Origin of the sequence: Burkholderia sp. MBR-1 (assembly GCF_013822785.1) — a bacterium.
GTDB lineage: Bacteria > Pseudomonadota > Gammaproteobacteria > Burkholderiales > Burkholderiaceae > Burkholderia > Burkholderia vietnamiensis.
In genome coordinates this window covers 944,089-965,238 of the sequence record NZ_CP053609.1, presented here as the reverse complement: position 1 = coordinate 965,238, position 21,150 = coordinate 944,089, and the positions used below count along the sequence as shown (strand labels likewise).

At 67.7% G+C, this 21,150-nt stretch carries 18 protein-coding genes; 4 read left to right on the top strand and 14 right to left on the bottom strand.

The genetic code is table 11. The annotated features are described in order from the left end of the window. Positions 1-121 precede the first annotated feature (121 nt). The 11 genes from aspS to MBR110_RS04370 form a co-directional block, all read right to left on the bottom strand. Positions 122-1,924 carry an aspartate--tRNA ligase gene (aspS, locus tag MBR110_RS04420; RefSeq protein WP_014723620.1) on the bottom strand — a complete coding sequence of 601 codons (1,803 nt, stop codon included), beginning with the start codon at positions 1,922-1,924 and terminating at the stop codon, positions 122-124. A 67-nt stretch (positions 1,925-1,991) separates the two neighbouring features. Beyond that, the gene (locus MBR110_RS04415) at positions 1,992-2,642 is read right to left on the bottom strand and encodes a DUF502 domain-containing protein (protein WP_011885995.1); all 651 of its coding nucleotides are present in this window, start codon (positions 2,640-2,642) and stop codon (positions 1,992-1,994) included. Between the two features lie 61 nt (positions 2,643-2,703). Next, entirely contained in the window at positions 2,704-3,045 is a 342-nt protein-coding gene (locus MBR110_RS04410) for an FmdB family zinc ribbon protein (protein ID WP_011885996.1), read from the bottom strand. A 95-nt stretch (positions 3,046-3,140) separates the two neighbouring features. Further along, on the bottom strand, positions 3,141-3,767 hold the full coding sequence (locus MBR110_RS04405) for an SAM-dependent methyltransferase (protein ID WP_045578786.1): 627 nt from the start codon (positions 3,765-3,767) through the stop codon (positions 3,141-3,143). Between the two features lie 17 nt (positions 3,768-3,784). After that, a complete protein-coding gene (gene ubiB, locus MBR110_RS04400; RefSeq protein WP_011885998.1) occupies positions 3,785-5,362 on the bottom strand; it encodes a ubiquinone biosynthesis regulatory protein kinase UbiB in 1,578 nt (525 codons plus the stop codon). 12 nt (positions 5,363-5,374) lie between these two features. Continuing rightward, positions 5,375-6,001 carry a ubiquinone biosynthesis accessory factor UbiJ gene (locus tag MBR110_RS04395; RefSeq protein WP_011885999.1) on the bottom strand — a complete coding sequence of 209 codons (627 nt, stop codon included), beginning with the start codon at positions 5,999-6,001 and terminating at the stop codon, positions 5,375-5,377. Positions 6,002-6,162: 161 nt separating this feature from the next. Further along, positions 6,163-7,194, bottom strand: a complete 1,032-nt coding sequence (locus MBR110_RS04390; RefSeq protein WP_059560120.1) for a Tim44 domain-containing protein — start codon at positions 7,192-7,194, stop codon at positions 6,163-6,165. A 41-nt stretch (positions 7,195-7,235) separates the two neighbouring features. Then, positions 7,236-7,967: a bifunctional demethylmenaquinone methyltransferase/2-methoxy-6-polyprenyl-1,4-benzoquinol methylase UbiE gene (gene ubiE, locus MBR110_RS04385; protein WP_011886001.1), complete on the bottom strand. Its 732-nt coding sequence runs from the start codon at positions 7,965-7,967 to the stop codon at positions 7,236-7,238. A 52-nt stretch (positions 7,968-8,019) separates the two neighbouring features. Further along, positions 8,020-8,433, bottom strand: coding sequence for a gamma-butyrobetaine hydroxylase-like domain-containing protein (locus MBR110_RS04380; RefSeq protein WP_011886002.1), 414 nt, complete (start codon positions 8,431-8,433; stop codon positions 8,020-8,022). Further along, positions 8,430-8,873 (bottom strand): HIT family protein, encoded by a 444-nt coding sequence (locus tag MBR110_RS04375; protein WP_011886003.1) that lies wholly within the window; start codon positions 8,871-8,873, stop codon positions 8,430-8,432. Before MBR110_RS04375 ends, MBR110_RS04380 begins: the two co-directional genes overlap by 4 nt. Positions 8,874-8,938: 65 nt before the next feature. Further along, positions 8,939-12,958 (bottom strand): DUF3683 domain-containing protein, encoded by a 4,020-nt coding sequence (locus tag MBR110_RS04370; protein ID WP_059475001.1) that lies wholly within the window; start codon positions 12,956-12,958, stop codon positions 8,939-8,941. Between the two features lie 643 nt (positions 12,959-13,601). Here MBR110_RS04370 and ilvA point away from each other — a divergent pair. Next, positions 13,602-15,125, top strand: a complete 1,524-nt coding sequence (ilvA, locus tag MBR110_RS04365; protein ID WP_014723627.1) for a threonine ammonia-lyase, biosynthetic — start codon at positions 13,602-13,604, stop codon at positions 15,123-15,125. Between the two features lie 12 nt (positions 15,126-15,137). Further along, positions 15,138-15,962 carry an NADPH-dependent 7-cyano-7-deazaguanine reductase QueF gene (queF, locus tag MBR110_RS04360; protein WP_014723628.1) on the top strand — a complete coding sequence of 275 codons (825 nt, stop codon included), beginning with the start codon at positions 15,138-15,140 and terminating at the stop codon, positions 15,960-15,962. 94 nt (positions 15,963-16,056) lie between these two features. Here the strand turns inward: queF and MBR110_RS04355 are convergent, their stop codons facing one another. From MBR110_RS04355 to MBR110_RS04345, 3 genes are all read right to left on the bottom strand, one after another. Next, the gene (locus MBR110_RS04355) at positions 16,057-16,443 is read right to left on the bottom strand and encodes a RidA family protein (RefSeq protein WP_011886007.1); all 387 of its coding nucleotides are present in this window, start codon (positions 16,441-16,443) and stop codon (positions 16,057-16,059) included. A gap of 95 nt (positions 16,444-16,538) precedes the next feature. Further along, positions 16,539-18,020, bottom strand: a complete 1,482-nt coding sequence (locus MBR110_RS04350) for an N-acyl-D-amino-acid deacylase family protein (protein WP_069264707.1) — start codon at positions 18,018-18,020, stop codon at positions 16,539-16,541. Positions 18,021-18,022: 2 nt separating this feature from the next. Then, positions 18,023-18,961, bottom strand: coding sequence for a MurR/RpiR family transcriptional regulator (locus MBR110_RS04345; RefSeq protein WP_011886009.1), 939 nt, complete (start codon positions 18,959-18,961; stop codon positions 18,023-18,025). 119 nt (positions 18,962-19,080) lie between these two features. Here MBR110_RS04345 and MBR110_RS04340 point away from each other — a divergent pair, with 119 nt between their 5' ends. Together MBR110_RS04340 and MBR110_RS04335 are read left to right on the top strand one after the other, a co-directional pair. Next, entirely contained in the window at positions 19,081-20,361 is a 1,281-nt protein-coding gene (locus tag MBR110_RS04340) for an amino acid deaminase (RefSeq protein ID WP_011886010.1), read from the top strand. 165 nt (positions 20,362-20,526) lie between these two features. Then, complete coding sequence (locus tag MBR110_RS04335; RefSeq protein ID WP_011886011.1) at positions 20,527-21,108, top strand: DJ-1/PfpI family protein; 582 nt, start codon at positions 20,527-20,529, stop codon at positions 21,106-21,108. The last annotated feature ends 42 nt before the right edge of the window (positions 21,109-21,150 follow it).

Genomic DNA, 21,150 nt, shown 5'->3' with positions numbered 1-21,150 from the left:
TGTGCCGGAACGGGCGGCAAGTGCTGCGACTGTACCGCAAAAAACGAAAAAGGCGCATCGGATGCGCCTCTTTCATCGGGTGCGCGTGTGCGCGTCGCCGCGCACACGCATGACTGCGAACTTACGCCTTCGGCTGTTCCGGCTGGCGCAGGCGGATGTGCAGCTCGCGCAGCTGGCGCTCGTCGACCGGGCTCGGCGCCTGCGTGAGCAGATCCTGCGCGCGCTGCGTCTTCGGGAACGCGATCACGTCGCGGATCGAGTCGGCGCCGGCCATCATCGTGACGATGCGGTCGAGACCGAACGCGATACCGCCGTGCGGCGGCGCGCCGTATTGCAGCGCGTCGAGCAGGAAGCCGAACTTCGCCTGCGCTTCTTCCGCACCGATCTTCAGCGCGCGGAACACCTTGCTCTGCACTTCCTCGCGGTGGATCCGCACCGAGCCGCCGCCGATTTCCCAGCCGTTCAGCACCATGTCGTACGCCTTCGCGAGGCAACGGCCCGGATCGGTCTCGAGGTACTCGAGGTGCTCGTCCTTCGGGCTCGTGAACGGGTGGTGAGCGGCGACGTAGCGCGCGTCTTCGTCGTCGTATTCGAACATCGGGAAGTCGACGACCCACAGCGGCTTCCAGCCGGCCTGAACGAGGCCGTTCGCCTTGCCGAATTCCGAATGGCCGATCTTCAGGCGCAGCGCGCCGAGGCTGTCGTTCACGACCTTCGCGCGGTCGGCCGCGAAGAAGATGATGTCGCCGTCTTCAGCGCCGGTGCGCTCGAGGATCGCCGCGATCGACGCGTCGTGCAGGTTCTTGACGATCGGGCTTTGCAGGCCGTCGCGGCCCTTCGCCTTCTCATTGACCTTGATCCACGCGAGGCCCTTCGCGCCGTAGATGCGCACGAATTCCGTGTAGCCGTCGATGTCGCCGCGCGACAGCTCGCCGCCCTTCGGCACGCGCAGCGCCGCGACACGGCCGTCCTTCGCATTGGCCGGCGTGCTGAACACCTTGAAGTCGACGTCCTTCATCGCGTCGGTCAGCTCGGTGAATTCGAGCTTCACGCGCAGGTCCGGCTTGTCCGAGCCGAAACGCGCCATCGCTTCCGAGTACGGCATCACCGGGAATTTCGCGTCGAGCTCGACGTCGATCGTCGTCTTGAAGATGTGACGGATCATGTCTTCGAACAGATCGCGGATTTCCTGCTCGCCGAGGAACGAGGTTTCGCAGTCGATCTGCGTGAATTCCGGCTGACGGTCGGCGCGCAGGTCCTCGTCGCGGAAGCACTTGGTGATCTGGTAGTAACGGTCGAAGTTCGCGACCATCAGCAGCTGCTTGAACAGCTGCGGCGACTGCGGCAGCGCGAAGAACTGGCCCGCGTTCACGCGCGACGGCACCAGGTAGTCGCGCGCGCCTTCCGGCGTGCTCTTCGTGAGCATCGGCGTTTCGATGTCGATGAAGCCCTGCTCGTCGAGGTACTTGCGCGCCTCGATCGCGACGCGGTAGCGCAGACGCAGGTTGTGCTGCATCTGCGGGCGGCGCAGGTCGAGCACGCGGTGCGTGAGGCGCGTCGTTTCCGACAGGTTGTCGTCGTCGAGCTGGAACGGCGGCGTGACCGACGCGTTCAGCACGATCAGCTCGTGGCACAGCACTTCGATCTTGCCGCTCTTCAGCCCCGCGTTGACCGTGCCTTCCGGACGGTTGCGCACCAGCCCCTTGATCTGCACGCAGAACTCGTTGCGCACGCCTTCGGCGGTCGCGAACATTTCCGCGCGATCCGGGTCGCAGACCACCTGCACGAGGCCTTCACGATCGCGCAGGTCGATGAAGATCACACCGCCGTGATCGCGGCGGCGCTGCACCCAGCCGCACAGCGACACGGTTTGGCCCAGCAGGTGTTCGGTCACGAGACCGCAGTATTCAGTACGCATCGACATGATGTTTGCTTTCGTTCGGTTTGATCAACGGGCGCCGCAGCGCGCGGCCCGGGCGATGATACGTTGGTTACAGCGGCGGCTCGACGGGACGGCGGGCGGGCGCAGGAACCGGCGCCGGGGGCGCCACGACGCCCATCGAGACGATGTACTTGAGCGCGGCATCGACCGACATGTCGAGTTCGATGACTTCGCTCTTCGGCAGCATCAGGAAGAAGCCCGACGTCGGGTTCGGCGTCGTGGGCACGTACACGCTCACGAATTCTTCCGTCAGATGGTTGACCACGTCGCCGCCCGGCGTGCCGGTCAGGAACGCGATCGTATACGAGCCGCGGCGCGGGTATTCGATCAACAGCGCCTTGCGGAACGCGTTGCCGCTGCTCGACAGCAGCGTGTCCGACACCTGCTTGACGCTCGTGTAGATCGGGCCGACCACCGGGATGTGGCGCACCACCGCGTTCCACCACGTGACGAGCTTCTGGCCGATGAAGTTGCGCGTGGCCAGCCCGACGACGAAGATGAACGCGAGCGTCAGCACCGCGCCGATGCCCGGCAGGTGAAAGCCGAGCAGCCGCTCCGGCTGCCACGACTCGGGCAGCAGCAGCAGCGTCTGGTCCATCGTGCCGATGATGAGGCCGAGCACCCACAGCGTGATCGCAAGCGGGACGAGGACCAGCAGGCCGGTCAGAAACACCGATTTCAGGGTCGTCTTTTTCATCATCTGCCGTCAATGAACCGCGCCTCGAGCGCGGTGTGAGCGCGGCCCGGCCGGGCCGCGACTGTCAAGTGCCGGCGGCGGGCGTCGCGGCCGGGGCCGGCGCGGCGCTCGTCGTCGTGCTTTCGGTGCTCGCGGCAGCCGGCGCGGCTGCAGCCGGGGCTGTACCGCCCGCGGCGCTGCCCGCTTCGCCGGACGTCGACGCCGGCGCGCTGGTGCCGCCCGAGCCACCGCGGAAATCGGTGACGTACCAGCCGGAACCCTTCAGCTGGAAGCCGGCGGCGGTGACCTGCTTGCGAAAAGCATCCTTCCCGCATTCGGGGCATTGCGACAGCGGCGCATCGCTCATCTTCTGGAGCACGTCTTTCGCGAAACCGCACGCTTCGCATCGATAGGCGTAGATCGGCATGATATTTTTCCCGCAGAAACTGGAAACGGCTTGCAAAACCTTGAATTATAGCCGAAACCCCGGCGCGCTCCGGCAACGGCAGCGACGCGCGGCGTTCAGCGACGGCGCCACGTGAGCCAGCGCTCGTGCCCATCGAACACGGGCAGCGAATCGGTCACCGGCAGCTCCTCGATCAGTTCGAACGAGGGCGCCAGCAATGCGTCGAGCTCGGCGCGCTCGATGCCGAACGGCGGCCCCTTCGGCTTCTTCATCACGAAGAAATAGCCGGCCAGCAATCCGCCGGCCGGCAGCAGTTCGGCCATCCGCGCCGCGTAGCCGGCGCGCAGGCTCGGCGGCAGCGCGCACAGGAACGCGCGCTCGTACACCCACTGCACGACGAACGGCGGCTGGTATGCAAAAAAGTCCGCCTGCTCGACGACGTCCGCATGCGCACCGAGCGTCGCCTTCGCGGCGACGACCGCCTGCTCGGCGAAATCGATCGCGCGCACCGGCCAGCCGGCCTGCGCGAGCCAGCCGGCCTCCTGCGCGCTGCCGCAGCCGGGAATCAGCACCGTACACGGCGCGCGGCGCTGCGCGAACGCGCGGAACCCGTCGGGCACGCCGCCGAATTCCCACGGCGTCACGCCGCGCGCGAAGCGCTCGTCCCAGAACGAAGCATTGGCCGGATCGCGCGTCGCGAAGTCGGCGGCGCTCGGCGGCGGCGGTTGGGTCGGGTTGGACATCGCTCGGCTCCTGTCGGTCATGCGCCGTACGTGAGCGCGAGCAGCACGCGCGCGACGAGCGCGCCAACGCCGACGGCCAGACCGAAGATCAGCAGCGCCTGCAGCAGCCGGTTGGTGCGCTTCTGCTCGAGGAGGATCTGACGCATCAGATCGTCGCTCGCCGCGCGCGTGCCATCTTGTCGTTCGGCCAGCGCGTGGTGGATCAGGCGCGGCAGCTGCGGCAGCGTCTTGCTCCATTGCGGCGCCTCGACCTTGAAGCGCTCGTACCAGCCGCGCAGACCGATCTGCTCGGTCATCCAGCGCTCGAGATACGGCTTCGCGGTCTTCCACAGGTCGAGCTCGGGGTCGAGCGAACGGCCGAGCCCCTCGACGTTGAGCATCGTCTTCTGCAGCAGCACCAGCTGCGGCTGGATCTCGACGTTGAACCGGCGCGACGTGGAGAACAGGCGCATCAGCACTTGGCCGAGCGAGATGTCCTTCAGCGCGCGGTCGAAGTACGGCTCGCACACCGCGCGGATCGCGCTTTCGAGCTCCTCGACGCGCGTCTCGGGCGGCACCCAGCCCGATTCGAGGTGCAGCGTCGCGACGCGATGGTAATCGCGCTTGAAGAATGCGAGGAAGTTCTGCGCGAGGTAGTTCTTGTCGAAATCGGACAGCGCGCCGACGATCCCGAAATCGAGCGCGACGTAGCGGCCGAACGTGTTCGGATCGAGGCTCACCTGGATGTTGCCCGGATGCATGTCGGCGTGGAAGAAACCGTCGCGGAACACCTGCGTGAAGAAGATCTCGACGCCTTCGCGCGCGAGCTTCTTGATGTCGACGCCCGCGCTGCGCAGCGTTTCGACCTGGCTGATCGGCACGCCGGTCATGCGCTCCATCACGAGCACCTGCGACGTCGAGAAATCCCAGAACATCTCGGGCACCAGCAGCAGGTCGAGCCCGGCGAAGTTGCGGCGCAGCTGGCTGCCGTTCGCGGCCTCGCGCATCAGGTCCAGCTCGTCATGCAGGTACTTGTCGAACTCGGCGACGACCTCGCGCGGCTTCAGGCGCCGCCCGTCGGCCCACATGCGCTCGGCCCACGTCGCGATGTCGCGCATCAGCGCCAGATCGGAATCGATCACCGGCAGCATGTTCGGACGCAGCACCTTGATCGCGACCGCCTTGCCCGCATGCACGCCCTGCTTGAGCTTCGCGAAATGCACCTGCGCGATCGACGCGCTCGCGACCGGCTCGCGCTCGAATTCGTCGAACAGCTCGTCGACCGGCGCGCCGAGCGACTTTTCGATGATCGCGATCGCGACCGCCGAGTCGAACGGCGGCACCTGGTCCTGCAGCTTCGCGAGCTCGTTCGCGAAATCGACCGACAGCAGATCGCGGCGCGTCGACAGCACCTGGCCGAACTTCACGAAGATGGGGCCGAGGCTCTCGAGCGCGTGACGCAGCCGCACCGCGGGCGGCGACGAATAGCGGCGGCCGATCGTCGTGATTCGCAGCAGCAGCTTCACGCGCCGGTCGTCGATCCGGGACAGCATCACCTCGTCGAGGCCGAAACGGATGACGGTATAGACAATCTTGATGAAACGTAAAATGCGCATGCGCTGCGGCCCTCAGTGCGCGCCGCGCAGGCTGGAACCCGCACGCGCGCCGATTTTTTGTTCGAGTCGCTCGATCCGTTTCTCGACGCGCGCGAGCGCATCGCGCGCCCGCGCCAGTTCGGCGTCGAAGCCGCCGAGCGCGGTGCGCCGGACGACTTGCGGGTTCTCGTCGAGCCAGTACTCGGCGACGGAATCGAGCACGTTGCGGCCGGTGCGGCGCGCGCGTGCGCCGGCGTCGCGCACGACCGTCGCGATCCGGTGCGCCGCCGCGTCGCCGACCAGCTTCGCGAGATCTTCCTCAGGCTCCCAGCGCAGGTGCTCGGCGAGCTTCGCGATCTGCGTCGCGAACTCCGCGTCGCCCTCGATCTTCACGTGCTTCATCACGGCGGCCTGGCCGCCCTGCAGGAACGCGGCGAGCGTATCGCCGGCGAGTGCGATCGACACGTCGACGCGCTGCGCATCGTGCGCGTCGACCGCGGACAGATAACCGTCGGGCTGCACCAGCAGCGTCAGCGTGACGGGCGGCACGACGAGCCGGGCGGTCTTGCCCGCGTAAGGGATCAGGCGGTCACGCGCCCACGATTCGCGCGCGAGCAGGTGATTGACGGCAGCAGCAAAAGGCTTGGCGGCAAAGGTCATCGGGCTGGGAAAGAAAAAACCCGCGCAGGCCGGGCGCCCACGCGGGTTTCTATTGTAACGTCGGATCGTCGGCAGACTGCGCTCGACCGCACGCGCCGGCGGCAAGCGGCCGCACTGCGGCGACCGTCGCCAGCAGCCGGCAAGCCGGCCGCCGGCTGCGTTCAGTGCGTGTTCAGCTGCTGGATGCCCGCGAGCAGCCAGCCCTGACCGCCCGACTTCGACAGATTCCACACCTCTTCGAACGGCGCCGCCGACGCGTTCGCCGATTCGCGGATCAACCCATGGAAGCGCACGCTCGCCGCCTGCTCGATGCCGCGATCCTCGATCGCGACCAGTTCCGCGTCGAGCTGCACGACGTCGGTCTGGTTCGCTTCGTTGCCGCGCGAATCGAGGTCGATCTTGATCTCGGCGAACATTTCGGGCGTCGTGAACTCGCGGATGTCGGCCATGTTGCCCTGGTCCCATGCCGCCTGCAGGCGCACGAAGTAGACCTTCGCGCTGCGCAGGAACGCTTCGGTGTCGAAGCCGGCCGGCACCTGCAGCGGCGCCGCGCCGAGCGCGCCTGCCGCGCCCGCGGCCGCTGCACCGCCGCCGAACACGCTTTGCGCTTCGTTCGCATAGCTGCTGCCGCTGCCCGCGTAGTTGCCGCCGCTGCCCTGCTGGAACGACGAACCCTGCGCATAGCCGCCCGCCGACGACGCCGAGCCGCCGGCCGAATACGCCGGCTCGTGCGGGCGGCGACGGTTCATGAACTTGCGGATCAGCCAGATGCCGACCATCGCGAGCAGCGCGATCACGATGACGTTCGCCATCATGCTCGCGAACGCGCCGCCGAGGCCGAAGTGCGACAGCAGCGCCGCGATGCCGAGGCCGGCCGCGAGACCGGCGATCGGCCCGAGCCAGCGCGAGCGGTTCGGCTGCGTGGCCGGCGCCGGAGCGGCCGGGTTGGTGCGCTGCGCCTGAGCCGGCGCGGCCTGCTGCATCGGCTGCTGGGCGGGCGGCGTGGCCTGACGCTGCGTGACGGTGGAGCTCTGGCGGCCGATGCTGCGCCCGCCGCCCATGCGCCGCGCCTCGGCGTCGAGCGATGCGAACGTGCCGGCCGTGAGCAGGCCGACCATCAGCAGCGTGCCGACCCGTCGAGCCCACGGCTTCGACGGCTTGCTACGGTTGAACAACGAACGCGACTCGGACATCAGCTTCTCCAGATGTAAGACGAATGTAGGGATAGAACCCTTTAGTACTTGGATCCTACGTGTAAAGCTACCACGCCACCTGACAAATTGTAATATTTGACGGCGTCGAGACCCGCTTGTTCCATCATCGTCTTGAGGGTGTCCTGATCGGGATGCATCCGGATAGATTCAGCAAGATACCGATAACTGTCGGCATCTTTCGCGAACCTGTCGCCAAGCCACGGTAATACTTTGAAAGAATAAAGGTCGTAGGCCTTTTTCAGCGGCTCCCACACTTTCGAGAATTCCAGCACCATTACGCGGCCGCCGGGCTTCGCGACACGGCGCATCTCGGCGAGGGCGGCGTCCTTGTGCGTCATGTTGCGCAGCCCGAACGCGACGGTGACGACGTCGAAGTAGTTGTTCGGGAACGGCAGCTTTTCCGCATCGCACAGCAGCGACGGCGTCACGACGCCCTTGTCGAGCAGCCGGTCGCGGCCCACGCGCAGCATCGATTCGTTGATGTCGGTGTGCCAGACTTCGCCCGTCGGGCCGGCCGCCTTCGCGAATGCGCGGGTCAGGTCGCCGGTACCGGCCGCGATGTCGAGCACCTTGAAGCCGGGGCGGACGTTCGCCTGCGCGATCGTGAACGCCTTCCACGCGCGGTGCATGCCGGCCGACATCAGGTCGTTCATCAGATCGTAGTTGCTCGCGACCGAATGGAACACGCCCGCCACTTTCTTCGCTTTTTCGGTTTCCTCGACGCTTTCGAAGCCGAAGTGGGTTTTGCTCATCGCGTTGATCCTCAGTAAATGGCAAGACGGCGCCGAGCGGGCGCCGTCGATTTCAGTGGCAGTGGCCGTGCGGCGCGGGGGCCGCCTGCATCGGCGCATCGCGCTCGACGCCCGCCGCCTTCAGTTTGTCGAAATAGTCGCGCCACAGCGCATCCTGCTGCGTCGCCAGTTCATACAGCAGATCCCACGAATAGATGCCGGTCGAATGGCCGTCGGAGAAGGTCGGCTGCAGCGCGTAGTTGCCCACGCCCTCGAGCGCGGTGATGGTCACCTCGCGCTTGCCGGTCTGCAGCGTCTCCTGGCCGGGCCCGTGGCCGCGCACCTCGGCCGACGGCGAATAGACGCGCATCAGCTCGAACGGAATCCGGTAGCTCTCGCCGTTCGGGTACTGCAATTCGAGCACGCGCGACACCGCGTGCACGACGACGCCGGACGGAATCGGCGTCGTGGAAGTCAAACCGCTCATGCCTGCCTCGAATCGGGGGTTCGTTGAATTTCTTCGCGCACCGCATTGTGCAGCAGCGACGCCTGGGCCGCGCGCGCGCGCAGCAACGCCTCGGACACGCTGCGCTGGCGCGGCGCCCACACCGGCTGCGGAAAGTGCGCGTCGTTCGAGAAGCGCGGGATCACGTGCCAGTGCACGTGCGGCACCATGTTGCCGAGGCTCGCGAGGTTCACCTTGTTCGGCTGCATCACGCGGCGCACCGCGCGCTCCACTGCATACACGATGCGCATCAGATGTGCCCGCTCGGGCTCGCCGAGATCGGAGAACTCGGCCACGTGCGCGCGCCAGATCACGCGGCAGAAGCCCGGGTAGTCGTGCTCGGCCGTCGCGAGGACGACCCGCAGCACGTCGTCCTGCCAGAGCACCTCGCCGCCGTCTTCACGGCAAAACACGCATTCCATCGTCGCTCCCTGTGCACGGGGGCCGGCTCGTCAACGCCGGCGCCCGCTCTCGTTGCATGCCCGCATTAGACCAGTACGCGCTCGATCCCGCCATTGTTCGCACGTGCGACATAATCGGCCATCCAGTTCTCGCCGAGCACCTGGCGCGCGATTTCGACGACGATGTAGTCGGCCTCGAGGTTCGCGTCCTCGTTGTAGCGCGACAGGCCCTGCAGGCACGACGGGCAGCTCGTCAGGATCTTCACGTCCGGGCCGCTCGCGGCCGCCGGCGCCGGCGCGCCGTCGGCCATGACGGGAATGCCGCGCAGCTTCGCCGCGCCCTTGCGGATCTCCTCTTCCTTGCGGAAGCGCACCTGCGTCGACACGTCCGGACGCGTGACGGCCAGCGTGCCCGACTCGCCGCAGCAGCGGTCGTTCTTCTCGATCCGGTAGCCGTCCTTCTCCGTGCCCATCAGCTCGTTGACGAGCTTGACCGGGTCCATCGTCTTGATCGGCGTGTGGCACGGGTCGTGATACATGTAGCGCGTGCCCGTCACGCCGTCGAGCTTCATCCCCTTCTCGAGCAGGAACTCGTGGATGTCGATGATCCGGCAACCGGGGAAGATCTTGTCGAATTCATAGCCGGCGAGCTGGTCGTAGCAGGTGCCGCACGACACGACCACCGTCTTGATGTCGAGGTAGTTCAGCGTGTTCGCGACGCGGTGGAACAGCACGCGGTTGTCGGTGACGATCTTCTCGGCCTTGTCGTACTGGCCCGAGCCGCGCTGCGGATAGCCGCAGCACAGGTAGCCCGGCGGCAGGACCGTCTGCACGCCCGCTTCCCACAGCATCGCCTGCGTCGCGAGGCCGACCTGCGAGAACAGGCGCTCGGAACCGCAGCCGGGGAAGTAGAACACCGCTTCCGAATCGACGGTCGTCGACTTCGGGTTGCGGATGATCGGCACGATCTTGTTGTCCTCGATGTCGAGCAGCGCACGCGCCGTCTTCTTCGGCAGGTTGCCCGGCATCTTCTTGTTGACGAAGTGGATCACCTGCTCGACCACCGGCGGCCGGCCGGTCGTCGCCGGCGGATGCTGCGTCTGCTTCGTGACGACCTTCTTCAGCATGTCGTTGGCGAAGCGCTGCACCTTGTAGCCGACGCCCATCATCACGGTGCGCGCCGCGTTGATCGTCTGCGGATTGGTGGCGTTCAGGAAGAACATCCCCGCCGCATTGCCGGCGTTGAACTTCTTCTTGCCCATTTTGCGCAACAGGTTGCGCATGTTCATCGTGACGTCGCCGAAGTCGATCTTCACCGGGCACGGCGTCGCGCACTTGTGGCACACCGTGCAGTGGTCGGCCACGTCGTTGAACTCGTCCCAGTGCTTGATCGATACGCCGCGGCGCGTCTGCTCCTCGTACAGGAACGCCTCGACCAGCAGCGACGTCGCGAGGATCTTGTTGCGCGGGCTGTACAGCAGGTTGGCGCGCGGCACGTGGGTCGCGCACACCGGCTTGCACTTGCCGCAGCGCAGGCAGTCCTTCACCGAATCGGCGATCGCGCCGATGTCGGACTGCTGCATGATCAGCGACTCGTAGCCCATCAGCCCGAAGCTCGGCGTATAAGCGTTGCGCAGATCCGCGCCGTCGAGCAGCTTGCCCTTGTTGAAGCGGCCGTTCGGGTCGACGCGCTGCTTGTACGCGCGGAATTCGGCGATCTCGTCGTCGGTCAGGAACTCGAGCTTCGTGATGCCGATCCCGTGTTCGCCGGAGATCACGCCGTCGAGCGAGCGCGCGAGCGTCATGATGCGCGCGACGGCCGCATGCGCGTCCTGCAGCATCTCGTAGTTGTCGGAGTTGACCGGGATGTTGGTGTGGACGTTGCCGTCGCCCGCGTGCATGTGCAGCGCGACGAACACGCGGCCGCGCAGCACGCGCTTGTGGATCGCCTGCGCTTCGTCGAGGATCGGCTTGAACGCGCCGCCGTTGAAGATCGCGCGCAGCTCCGCGCGGATCTCCTGCTTCCACGAGATGCGGATCGTGCGGTCCTGCGTGACGTGGAACACGCTCGCGCCCGGCTGCTCGTCGGCGCGATCGGCGAACTTCTCGGCGAGCGCCTCGTAGCCGAGCTGCACCAGGTAGTGCTGCGCCTCGCGCAGCGGCTGGTCGAGCCGGTCGCGCACGAACTCCCAGCGCGCACGCACGCGCTTGAGCAGCTCCAGCGCCTGCTGCACGCGGTCTTCCAGCAGTTCGGCGCTGGGGATCTCGTTCGCGTCGTCGGTCTTGCCGAGCGGCAGGTTGCCGCCGCGGAAGAACGCCTCGAGCGCGTCGACGAGTTGCAGCTTGTTCTTCAGCGACAGCTCGATGTTGATCCGCTCGATGCCGTCGGTGTATTCGCCCATCCGGTTCAGCGGAATGACGACGTCCTCGTTGATCTTGAACGCGTTGGTGTGCTTCGCGATCGCGGCCGTGCGGCTGCGGTCGAGCCAGAAGCGCTTGCGCGCCTCGGCGCTGACCGCGACGAAGCCTTCGCCGCTCTTGCCGTTGGCCATCCGGATCACTTCGGAGGTCGCCTGCGCGACCGCATCGGCGTCGTCGCCGACGATGTCGCCGATCAGCACCATCTTCGGGAACGCGTTGCGCTTGCTCTTGGTCGCGTAGCCGACCGCGCGCAGATAGCGCTCGTCGAGGTGCTCGAGGCCCGCGAGGATCGCGCCGCCCTGCTTCGACGTCTCGAACAGGTAGTCCTTGATCTCGACGATGCTCGGGATCGCCTCGCGCGCCTGGCCGAAGAATTCGAGGCAGACGGTGCGCGTGTGCGCGGGCATCTTGTGCAGCACCCAGCGCGCGGACGTGATCAGCCCGTCGCAGCCTTCCTTCTGCACGCCCGGCAGGCCGGCGAGGAACTTGTCGGTCACGTCCTTGCCGAGCCCTTCCTTGCGGAAGCGGCGGCCTTCGATCTCGAGCATTTCGGTGCGCAGCAGCTTCTCGCCCGGCGCGTACGCGCCGTCGAACCACTTCAGCTCGAAGCGCGCGACCGCGATGTCGTGGATCTTGCCCTGGTTGTGCTCGTGGCGCGTGACTTCGAGCCAGTTGCCGTCCGGGTCGACCATCCGCCACCAGGCGAGGTTGTCGAGCGCGGTGCCCCACAGCACCGCCTTCTTGCCGCCCGCGTTCATCGCGACGTTGCCGCCGATGCACGATGCGTCGAGCGACGTGGGGTCGACCGCGAACACGTAGCCGGCCGCTTCGGCCGCTTCCGTCACGCGGCGCGTGACGACGCCCGCGCCGGAGAAGATCGTCGGCACCTTGTGCGCGACGCCCGGCAGCTCGGTCAGCTCGACCGCGCCGAGCTGCTCGAGCTTCTCGGTGTTGATCACCGCGGAGAACGGCGTGAGCGGCACCGCGCCGCCCGTGTAGCCGGTGCCGCCGCCGCGCGGGATCACGGTCAGGCCGAGCTCGAAGCAGGCCTTGATGAGCGCCGCGATCTCGGCTTCGGTGTCGGGCGTCAGCACGACGAACGGGTACTCGACGCGCCAGTCGGTCGCATCGGTCACGTGCGACACGCGCGACAGCCCGTCGAAGCGGATGTTGTCCTTCTGCGTGCAGCGGCCGAGCGCCTTGGTCGCGCGGCGGCGCAGGTCGGCCATCTTGTCGAATTCGTCGGCAAACTCGTCGACCGCGCGCTGCGCGGCGGCCTCGAGCATCTCGACGCGGCCGGCGCGCTCGCGGCCGGCGTCGTCACGATGCTCGGTGAGGTCGGCCCGGCGGCGCTTGCCGATCTCGGTCAGCCGGTGGTTCAGCGCCTCGATCAGCAAGGCGCGGCGCTTCGGGTTGTCGAGCAGGTCGTCCTGCAGGTACGGGTTGCGGCGCACGACCCAGATGTCGCCGAGCACTTCGTACAGCATTCGTGCCGAGCGGCCCGTGCGGCGTTCGGCGCGCAGCTCGTCGAGCACCGACCACGCGTCCTCGCCGAGCAGGCGGATCACGATCTCGCGGTCGGAGAACGACGTGTAGTTGTAGGGAATCTCGCGCAGACGGGGCGCGGGGTCGGCGGCGACGGCGGCGGCCGCGCCATGCGGATCGAAAACTTGTGGTGCGTTCATGTTCGGACGACTCGGAGGGCCGATACACCGTGCACGGGCGTCGGCAAGCGCGTGGGCGCAATCTTGGGGAAATCTGTTCTGGTGCCAGGCGCGCGACTATCTCGCATGGGGCCGGAACGGGTGGAGACTCACCGATCCGGGCCGGCAGGGCCTGGCGGCACTCGGCGCCATCAGCACGATCGCGCGCGGCGCGCATGCCGCTGCGCCGCGGGGCTGGCAGCGCGCGGCGTCGGCTTCAACGGGGCGATCCGAGGGTGCCTCTGCATCTTCCGATCCTTGATTCAAAACGGAATTCTAACCCATGATCGGGCCGTCCGTGGCACGCCGGACAGGTCGTGGGGCTTTCGCCGCAAGCCGCGCCACGCCTGGCTCGACGCCGCTTCGCGCCGGCATTCGCCGGCCGGCCGGTCGGTAACCGCGCGGTTAAACCGCGATTGAACCTCGATTGAACCGCGCAGCGGACCCGGCGAGCACGGCACGGCGGGCCGCGAACGGCTTCGTGCGGGCGTCCTGCGGGCTTCGCGCGGACGTCGTGCGCGCCGCGCGGCGAACCTGCCGCCGGCACGTCGCTTGCGTGCAGGCGGACCCTTGGCGCTATCATTGATCCTTTACCCTCTGCTTTTCGCACTGCCCGCGAGCGCCCATGGCATCCCACGACTACCTGAAGAAAATCCTCACCGCGCGCGTCTACGACGTCGCACGCGAGACGGAACTCGAACCGGCCCGCAACCTGTCGACACGGCTGCGCAACCCCATTTACCTGAAGCGCGAGGACAACCAGCCGGTGTTCTCGTTCAAGCTGCGCGGCGCGTACAACAAGATGGCGCACATTCCGGCCGACGCGCTCACGCGCGGCGTGATCACCGCGTCCGCCGGCAACCATGCGCAGGGCGTCGCGTTCTCGGCGGCGCGCATGGGCGTGAAGGCGGTGATCGTCGTGCCGGTCACGACGCCGCAGGTGAAGGTCGACGCGGTGCGCGCGCACGGCGGCCCGAGCGTCGAGGTGATCCAGGCAGGCGAGTCGTACAGCGATGCGTACGCGCATGCGCTCAAGGTGCAGCAGGAGCGCGACCTCACGTTCGTGCACCCGTTCGACGATCCGTACGTGATCGCCGGCCAGGGCACGATCGCGATGGAAGTCCTGCGGCAGCATCAGGGGCCGATCCACGCGATCTTCGTGCCGATCGGCGGCGGCGGGCTCGCGTCGGGCGTCGCCGCGTACGTGAAGGCCGTGCGCCCCGAGATCAAGGTGATCGGCGTGCAAGCAGAGGATTCGTGCGCGATGGCGCAGTCGCTGCAGAAGGGCGAACGCGTCGAGCTCAGCGAAGTCGGGCTGTTCGCCGACGGCACCGCGGTGAAGCTGGTCGGCGAGGAGACCTTCCGGCTGTGCAGCGAATTCCTCGACGGCGTCGTCACCGTCGACACCGACGCGCTGTGCGCGGCGATCAAGGACGTGTTCCAGGACACGCGCAGCGTGCTCGAGCCGTCCGGCGCGCTGGCGGTCGCCGGCGCCAAGCGTTACGTGGAACGCGAAGGGATCGAGAATCAGACGCTCGTCGCGGTCACCTCCGGCGCGAACATGAACTTCGACCGGATGCGCTTCGTGGCCGAACGCGCGGAAGTGGGCGAGGCGCGCGAAGCCGTGTTCGCGGTCACGATCCCCGAGGAGCGCGGCAGCTTCAAGCGGTTCTGCTCGCTGGTGGGCGACCGCAGCGTGACCGAGTTCAACTACCGGATCGCCGACGAAAAATCGGCGCACATCTTCGTCGGCGTGCAGATCCGCCGGCGCGGCGAGTCGGCCGAGATCGCCGCGAACTTCGACGCGCACGGCTTCAAGACGGTCGACCTGACGCACGACGAGCTGTCGAAGGAGCATATCCGCTACATGGTCGGCGGCCGCTCGCCGCTAGCGCTCGACGAGCGTCTGTTCCGCTTCGAGTTTCCGGAGCGGCCGGGCGCGCTGATGAAGTTCCTGTCGTCGATGGCGCCGGACTGGAACATCAGCCTGTTCCACTACCGCAACCAGGGCGCCGACTACAGCTCGATCCTGGTCGGGCTGCAGGTGCCGCAGGCCGATCGCGCCGAGTTCGAACGCTTCCTGGCCGCGCTCGGCTATCCGTATGTCGAAGAGAGCGCCAATCCGGCCTACCGCCTGTTCCTGTCGTAAAGGTTGCGTGCCATGAACCCCGAACATTCCCCGCTCGGCAAGGCCACCGTCTACGCGGCGCAGTACGACGCGTCGCTGCTGTTTCCGATCCCGCGCGCGGGCGCGCGCGAGCAGCTCGGCATCGCGGCCGCGCCGCCGTTCTTCGGCACCGACATCTGGAATGCGTACGAGCTGTCGTGGCTGAACGCGCGCGGCAAGCCGCAGCTCGCGGTCGCGACCTTCTACGTGCCGGCAGAATCGCCGAACATCGTCGAATCGAAGTCGTTCAAGCTGTATCTCGGCTCGTTCGCGCAATCGAAGTTCGATTCCGTCGATGCCGTGCGCGACGTGCTCAAGCGCGACGTGTCGGCCGCGTGCGGCGCGAGCGTGTCGGTGCAGCTGGTGTCGCCGCACGACTTCGGCAAGCTGCAGATGGAGGAGCTCGACGGGCTGTCGCTCGACCGCCTCGACCTCGACACCGACGTGTACGAGCCCGATCCGTCGCTGCTGTCGGCCGCCGCCGACGAAGCGCCGGTCGAGGAGACGCTGGTGTCCGACCTGCTGCGCTCGAACTGCCCGGTCACCGGCCAGCCCGACTGGGGCAGCGTGCAGATCCACTACGTCGGCCCGCAGATCGATCACGCGGGGCTGTTGCGCTACATCATCTCGTTTCGCAACCACACGGGCTTTCACGAGCAGTGCGTCGAGCGCATCTTCCTCGACATCCTGCAGGCGTGCAAACCGCTGAAGCTCGCGGTGTATGCGCGCTATACGCGCCGCGGCGGGCTCGACATCAACCCGTTCCGCACCAACTACAACCAGTCGATGCCGGACAACGCGCGCACAGCGCGGCAGTGACGCGCACCGGCCGCTGCGCGCGGCCCTGAACGCAACAGCCCCGCCGGTTTGCACCGGCGGGGCTGTTTGACTTGCGACCAGCAGCGCGGCCGCGTTACTTCGCCGGCGCCTTGTACGCGATGCAGTCCACTTCGACCTTGCAGTCGATCACCATGCTCGACTGCACGCACGCGCGGGCCGGCGGGTTGGCGCCGAAGTACGACACGAACACCTTGTTGAACGACGCGAAATCGCGCGCGTCGTCGAGCCACACGCCGCAGCGCACGACGTCCTCGACGCCGTAGCCGGCTTCCTTCAGGATCGCGATCAGGTTCTCGATCGCCTGCTTCGACTGCGTGACGATCCCGCCTTCGACGACCTCGCCGTTCACCATCGGCGTCTGCCCCGACACGTACAGCCAGCCGTCGGCCTCGACCGCCCGCGCGAACGGCATCACCTGGCCGCCCGTCCCCTTCGCTTCGCCCACGCCATATCGCTTCATCGTTTCACTCCGTTTCAGTTCCGGTTCAGTTCCATTTCATTGCGAAGGCGCGCGCCGCTCGCGGCACACGCCGAATCTCGACCTGCCTGCCGCGCTCAGAAGGCCGCATCGGCGGCGGCCGCAGAACGCTCGCCACGCGCCACGAAGCCGCCCGCGCGCGCGCCGGTCGGCTGCCCGTTCTCGTAGGTCAGCACGCCGTTCACCCACACCGCGTCGATGCCGTGCGCCGGCTGCTGCGGCTGCTCGAAGGTCGCCGCATCGATCACGCGGGCCGGATCGAACAGCACCAGATCCGCGTGGTAGCCGACGTGCACCTCGCCGCGACGCGCGAGCCCGAAGCGCCGCGCGGACAGCGACGTCATCTTGCGGATCGCCTCCTCCAGCGGCAGCAGGTTCGTGTCGCGCACATAGTGGCCGAGCACGCGCGGGAACGCACCCCACAGGCGCGGATGCGGCAGCGGATCGTTCGGCAGCCCGTCGGAGCCGACCATCGTCGCCGGGTGCGACAGGATGCGCCGCACGTCGTCCTCGGACATGTTGTGGTACACGGCGCCGGCCGGACGGATGCGCTGCGCGGCTTCCTGCTCGGTCACGCCCCAGTCGGCCGCGATCGCCTTCAGCAATTTGCCGGCGACTTCCGGATGCGGCGCCGACCACGTGATCGTGATGTCGATGTCGCCGCTCACCTGCTTCAGGTCGAGCGTCGACGAGCTGCGGCTGTACGGATAGCAGTCGCAGCCGACCGGCTGAAGGCGGCGCACGCCGTCGAGCGACGCGAGCACCTCGGTGCTGCGCCCCCAGTTCGACGGCCCCGCGCACTTCAGATGCGAGATCACGACGGGCACCTGCGCGTGCCGCCCGACCCGGTACGCCTCGTCCATCGCATCGAGGATCGCGTCGAACTCGGTGCGCATGTGCGTCGTATACAGCGCGCCCGCCTTCGCGAGCGGCTCCGCGAGCGCCATCACTTCCTCGGTCGGCGCCGCGAACGCGGAGCCGTAGGCGAGGCCCGACGACAAACCGAGCGCGCCGTTCTGGAGCGCCTCGTCGAGCTGCGCGCGCATCGCGGCGATTTCGCCGTCGGTCGCCGCGCGGTCGAGCCGGTCCATCTGGTTGTTGCGCAGCGCCGTGTGCCCGACGAGCGCCGCGACGTTGACCGCCGGGCGCGCTTCGTTCACCGCCGCGACATAGGCGGCGAAGGTCGGGTAGCGGAACGCGTCGCGCTCGCCGAGCAGGTTCATCGGATCGGGCGGCTCGCCGGCGAGCGTGACCGGCGACGCGCTGATCCCGCAGTTGCCGACGATCACGGTCGTCACGCCCTGTGAGATCTTCGGCAGCATCTGCGGCGCGCGGATCACGTGCGTGTCGTCATGCGTGTGCACGTCGACGAAACCGGGCGCGAGCGCGCGGCCGTTCGCATCGACGACGCTCTCGGCGAGCCAGTTCGACAGGTTGCCGATCGCCGCGATCGCGCCGTTGCGGATCGCGACGTCGCGCGTGACGGGCGGCGCGCCGGTGCCGTCGTACAGCTGCGCGCCGACGATCAGCGTATCGGCGGCTTCGGGATGCGAATGCATGGTCAGTCTCCTACCGGTTGACGATCTCCGCCGCCGCGATGCGCGTCGAGCGCATGCTTGATGCGGCGCAGCGATTCGCGGCCCGCATCGCCGAGCCGCAGCGCGACGCCGGTCACGAGCACGTCGATCGCCATCATCATCGCGTAGCGCGACGTCGACGGCTTGTAGATGAAATCGGTTTCGAACGCGACCACCGGGATCAGGTGATCGGCGAGCTTCGCGAGCGGCGAAGCCGGCGCGGTGATCGCGATCAGCGTCGCGCCGTAGCGCTTCGCGACGCGGCAGCTGTCGAGCAGCTCCGGCACGCGTCCGCTCACCGACAGCGCGACGACCACGGCGTCGCGCGACAGCGTCGCCGACACCATCCGCTGCAGCAGGCTGTCCTGGTAGCTCGCGACCGGCCGGCCGAAGCGCACGAGGCGAAAGCGCAGCTCGTCGGCGAGCGCGGTCGAGCCGCCGCCCTGCCCGTACACGTAGATCATCTGCGCGCCGGCGAGCAGGTCGGCGGCCGCGTCGAACGACGTGTTGCGCAGCAACTGGTGGTTGTGCGCGAGCGCGACGCAGATCTCGTCGTAGACCACCGATGCCGGGCTCGTATCGTGGGCGTGCGGCTGGTCGGACGGCGCCAGAAACCGCCGGCCCACCGCCGCCGCCTGCGCGACGAGCACCTTCAGCTCGCGCACGTCGCGGCAGCCGACGGCCTTCGCGAACCGCGTGACCGTCGCGACGCTCACCTGCGCGTCGCGCGCGAGCGCGCCGATGCTGGCATGCGCGGCGCGCGCCAGATCGGCGAGGATGAACGCGGCGACCTTGCGCTCGGCGTCGCGCAGTTCGGGCGCGCATTCGGTGATGCGTGCGACGATGTCGACGGCCGGCTGCGCAAGCTGCGCGGATGACTGGGCGGCCGCGCGTGACGCGGCCCGCGAGACGGGGGAATTCATCGGTGGAAAGCGCTGGCGCGCGTCGTGTTACTAAATAACATCACCACGCCGATGCTACTTTCGGTACCATCGGCATGTCAACTTCGATGCAATGCATAGTGATGATGGAGCGGGACGACATGAAAGTTACAAACTATCAGGAGCCGAAAATAGATCCGCTGGGCAAGGGCCTCGGCAACGTGCCGAGCGCGAGCGTGCCGCTCGACGAAGCGGGCCGCCTCGAGTGGAACCTGCTCGCCGAGGACGTCAGCCTGCCCGCGGCCGTGCTGTACGCCGACCGGATCGAACACAACCTGAATTGGATGCAGGCGTTCGTCCAGCAGTACGGCGCGCAGTTCGCGCCGCACGGCAAGACGACGATGGCGCCGCAGCTGTTCCGCCGCCAGCTCGCGGCCGGCGCATGGGGCATCACGCTCGCGACCGCGCACCAGACGCAGGCCGCGTATCACGGCGGCGTGCGGCGCGTGCTGCTGGCGAACCAACTGGTCGGCCGCCAGAACATGACGCTCATCGCGGGGCTGCTGTCCGATCCCGAATTCGAGTTCTTCTGCCTCGTCGATTCCGTCGATGGCGTCGAGCAGCTCGGCCGCTTTTTCGGCGCGGCGAACAAGACGCTGAACGTGCTGCTCGAGCTCGGCGTGCCGGGTGGCCGCGCCGGCGTGCGCGACGCTGCGCAGCGCCAGGCGGTGCTCGATGCGATCGCCCGCCATCCGGACACGCTGAAGCTGGCCGGCATCGAACTCTACGAAGGCGTGCTGAAGGAAGAAGGCGAGATCCGCACGTTCCTGCAACACGCGGTCGCACTCACGCGCGAACTGGCCGAAGCCGGCCGCTTCGCGCGCACGCCGGCGATCCTGTCGGGGGCCGGCTCCGCGTGGTACGACGTGGTCGCGGAGGAATTCGCGAAGGCGTCCGACGCCGGTTTCGCCGAGATCGTGCTGCGTCCGGGCTGCTATCTGACGCATGACGTCGGCATCTACAGGAAGGCGCAAGCGGACGTGTTCGCGCGCAATCCGATCGCACGCAGGATGGGCGAAGGGCTGCTGCCGGCGCTGCAGCTGTGGGCGTACGTGCAGTCGGTGCCGGAACCGGACCGCGCGATCGTCGCGCTCGGCAAGCGCGACGCGGCGTTCGACGCGGGCATGCCGGAGCCGGCGCGCCATTTCCGCCCCGGCCGCGACAGCGCGCCGCGCGAGCTGGCCGCCACCGAAGGCTGGGCCGTGACGGGGATGATGGACCAGCACGCGTATCTGCAGATCCCGCCGGGCGCGGATGTGAAGGTCGGCGACATGGTCGCGTTCGACATCTCGCACCCGTGCCTCACGTTCGACAAATGGCGGCAGTTGCTCGTCGTCGATCCGCAGTACCGCGTGACGGAAGTCGTCGAAACGTTCTTCTGACACGCCGCCCGCGCGTGGCACCGCCCCGCCGCGGGTGGCCGTCACGCACGCTTCGAGCGGGCGGAGTACACTGCGCATTCGTCCTCGGGGCCGCATCGCCGCCGCGGCGGCCGTGCGCCGCTCGCCGCGCGAACGGCCCTTCAACACCGTTGAATGGAGAGTGCCATGGCCGCGAAGAAGATCCTGTTCCTGACCGGCGATTTCGCCGAAGACTACGAAACGATGGTGCCGTTCCAGGCACTGCAGGCCGTCGGCCATCGCGTCGACGCCGTGTGCCCCGGCAAGCGCGCCGGCGACAAGGTCAAGACCGCGATCCACGATTTCGAAGGCGACCAGACCTACACCGAAAAGCCCGGCCACTATTTCACGCTGAACGCGAGCTTCGACGACGTCGACGCGTCGAGCTACGACGCGCTCGCGATCGCCGGCGGCCGCGCGCCGGAATATCTGCGTCTCGATGCGAAGGTGATCGCGCTGGTGCGCGCGTTCGCGCAGGCCGGCAAGCCGATCGCCGCGATCTGCCATGCGGCGCAGCTGCTGGCGGCCGCCGACGTGATCCGCGGCAAGCGCATCTCGGCCTACCCGGCCTGCGCGCCGGAAGTGAAGCTCGCCGGCGGCGAATATGCGGACATCCCGGTCGATGCGGCCGTGACCGACGCGCCGTTCGTCACCGCGCCCGCGTGGCCCGCGCATCCGGCATGGCTCGCGCAGTTCCTCGCATTGCTCGGCACGCGCATCGAGCTGTGAGCGAAGTCGTCGTGCCCGTAGAAGGGAAATGAAGTGATGTGA

Excerpts from the sequence above, each read along its gene's own strand:
- ilvA (WP_014723627.1), top strand. The coding sequence starts at position 13,602 with ATGGCATCCCACGACTACCTGAAGAAAATCCTCACCGCGCGCGTCTAC.
- MBR110_RS04340 (WP_011886010.1), top strand. The coding sequence starts at position 19,081 with ATGAAAGTTACAAACTATCAGGAGCCGAAAATAGATCCGCTGGGCAAG.
- queF (WP_014723628.1), top strand. The coding sequence starts at position 15,138 with ATGAACCCCGAACATTCCCCGCTCGGCAAGGCCACCGTCTACGCGGCG.
- MBR110_RS04335 (WP_011886011.1), top strand. The coding sequence starts at position 20,527 with ATGGCCGCGAAGAAGATCCTGTTCCTGACCGGCGATTTCGCCGAAGAC.
- MBR110_RS04350 (WP_069264707.1), bottom strand. The coding sequence starts at position 18,020 with ATGCATTCGCATCCCGAAGCCGCCGATACGCTGATCGTCGGCGCGCAG.
- MBR110_RS04395 (WP_011885999.1), bottom strand. The coding sequence starts at position 6,001 with ATGACCTTTGCCGCCAAGCCTTTTGCTGCTGCCGTCAATCACCTGCTC.
- MBR110_RS04415 (WP_011885995.1), bottom strand. The coding sequence starts at position 2,642 with ATGATGAAAAAGACGACCCTGAAATCGGTGTTTCTGACCGGCCTGCTG.
- ubiB (WP_011885998.1), bottom strand. The coding sequence starts at position 5,362 with ATGCGCATTTTACGTTTCATCAAGATTGTCTATACCGTCATCCGTTTC.
- MBR110_RS04355 (WP_011886007.1), bottom strand. The coding sequence starts at position 16,443 with ATGAAGCGATATGGCGTGGGCGAAGCGAAGGGGACGGGCGGCCAGGTG.
- MBR110_RS04390 (WP_059560120.1), bottom strand. The coding sequence starts at position 7,194 with ATGTCCGAGTCGCGTTCGTTGTTCAACCGTAGCAAGCCGTCGAAGCCG.
- MBR110_RS04345 (WP_011886009.1), bottom strand. The coding sequence starts at position 18,961 with ATGAATTCCCCCGTCTCGCGGGCCGCGTCACGCGCGGCCGCCCAGTCA.
- MBR110_RS04370 (WP_059475001.1), bottom strand. The coding sequence starts at position 12,958 with ATGAACGCACCACAAGTTTTCGATCCGCATGGCGCGGCCGCCGCCGTC.
- MBR110_RS04375 (WP_011886003.1), bottom strand. The coding sequence starts at position 8,873 with ATGGAATGCGTGTTTTGCCGTGAAGACGGCGGCGAGGTGCTCTGGCAG.
- ubiE (WP_011886001.1), bottom strand. The coding sequence starts at position 7,967 with ATGAGCAAAACCCACTTCGGCTTCGAAAGCGTCGAGGAAACCGAAAAA.
- MBR110_RS04410 (WP_011885996.1), bottom strand. The coding sequence starts at position 3,045 with ATGCCGATCTACGCCTATCGATGCGAAGCGTGCGGTTTCGCGAAAGAC.
- MBR110_RS04405 (WP_045578786.1), bottom strand. The coding sequence starts at position 3,767 with ATGTCCAACCCGACCCAACCGCCGCCGCCGAGCGCCGCCGACTTCGCG.
- MBR110_RS04380 (WP_011886002.1), bottom strand. The coding sequence starts at position 8,433 with ATGAGCGGTTTGACTTCCACGACGCCGATTCCGTCCGGCGTCGTCGTG.
- aspS (WP_014723620.1), bottom strand. The coding sequence starts at position 1,924 with ATGTCGATGCGTACTGAATACTGCGGTCTCGTGACCGAACACCTGCTG.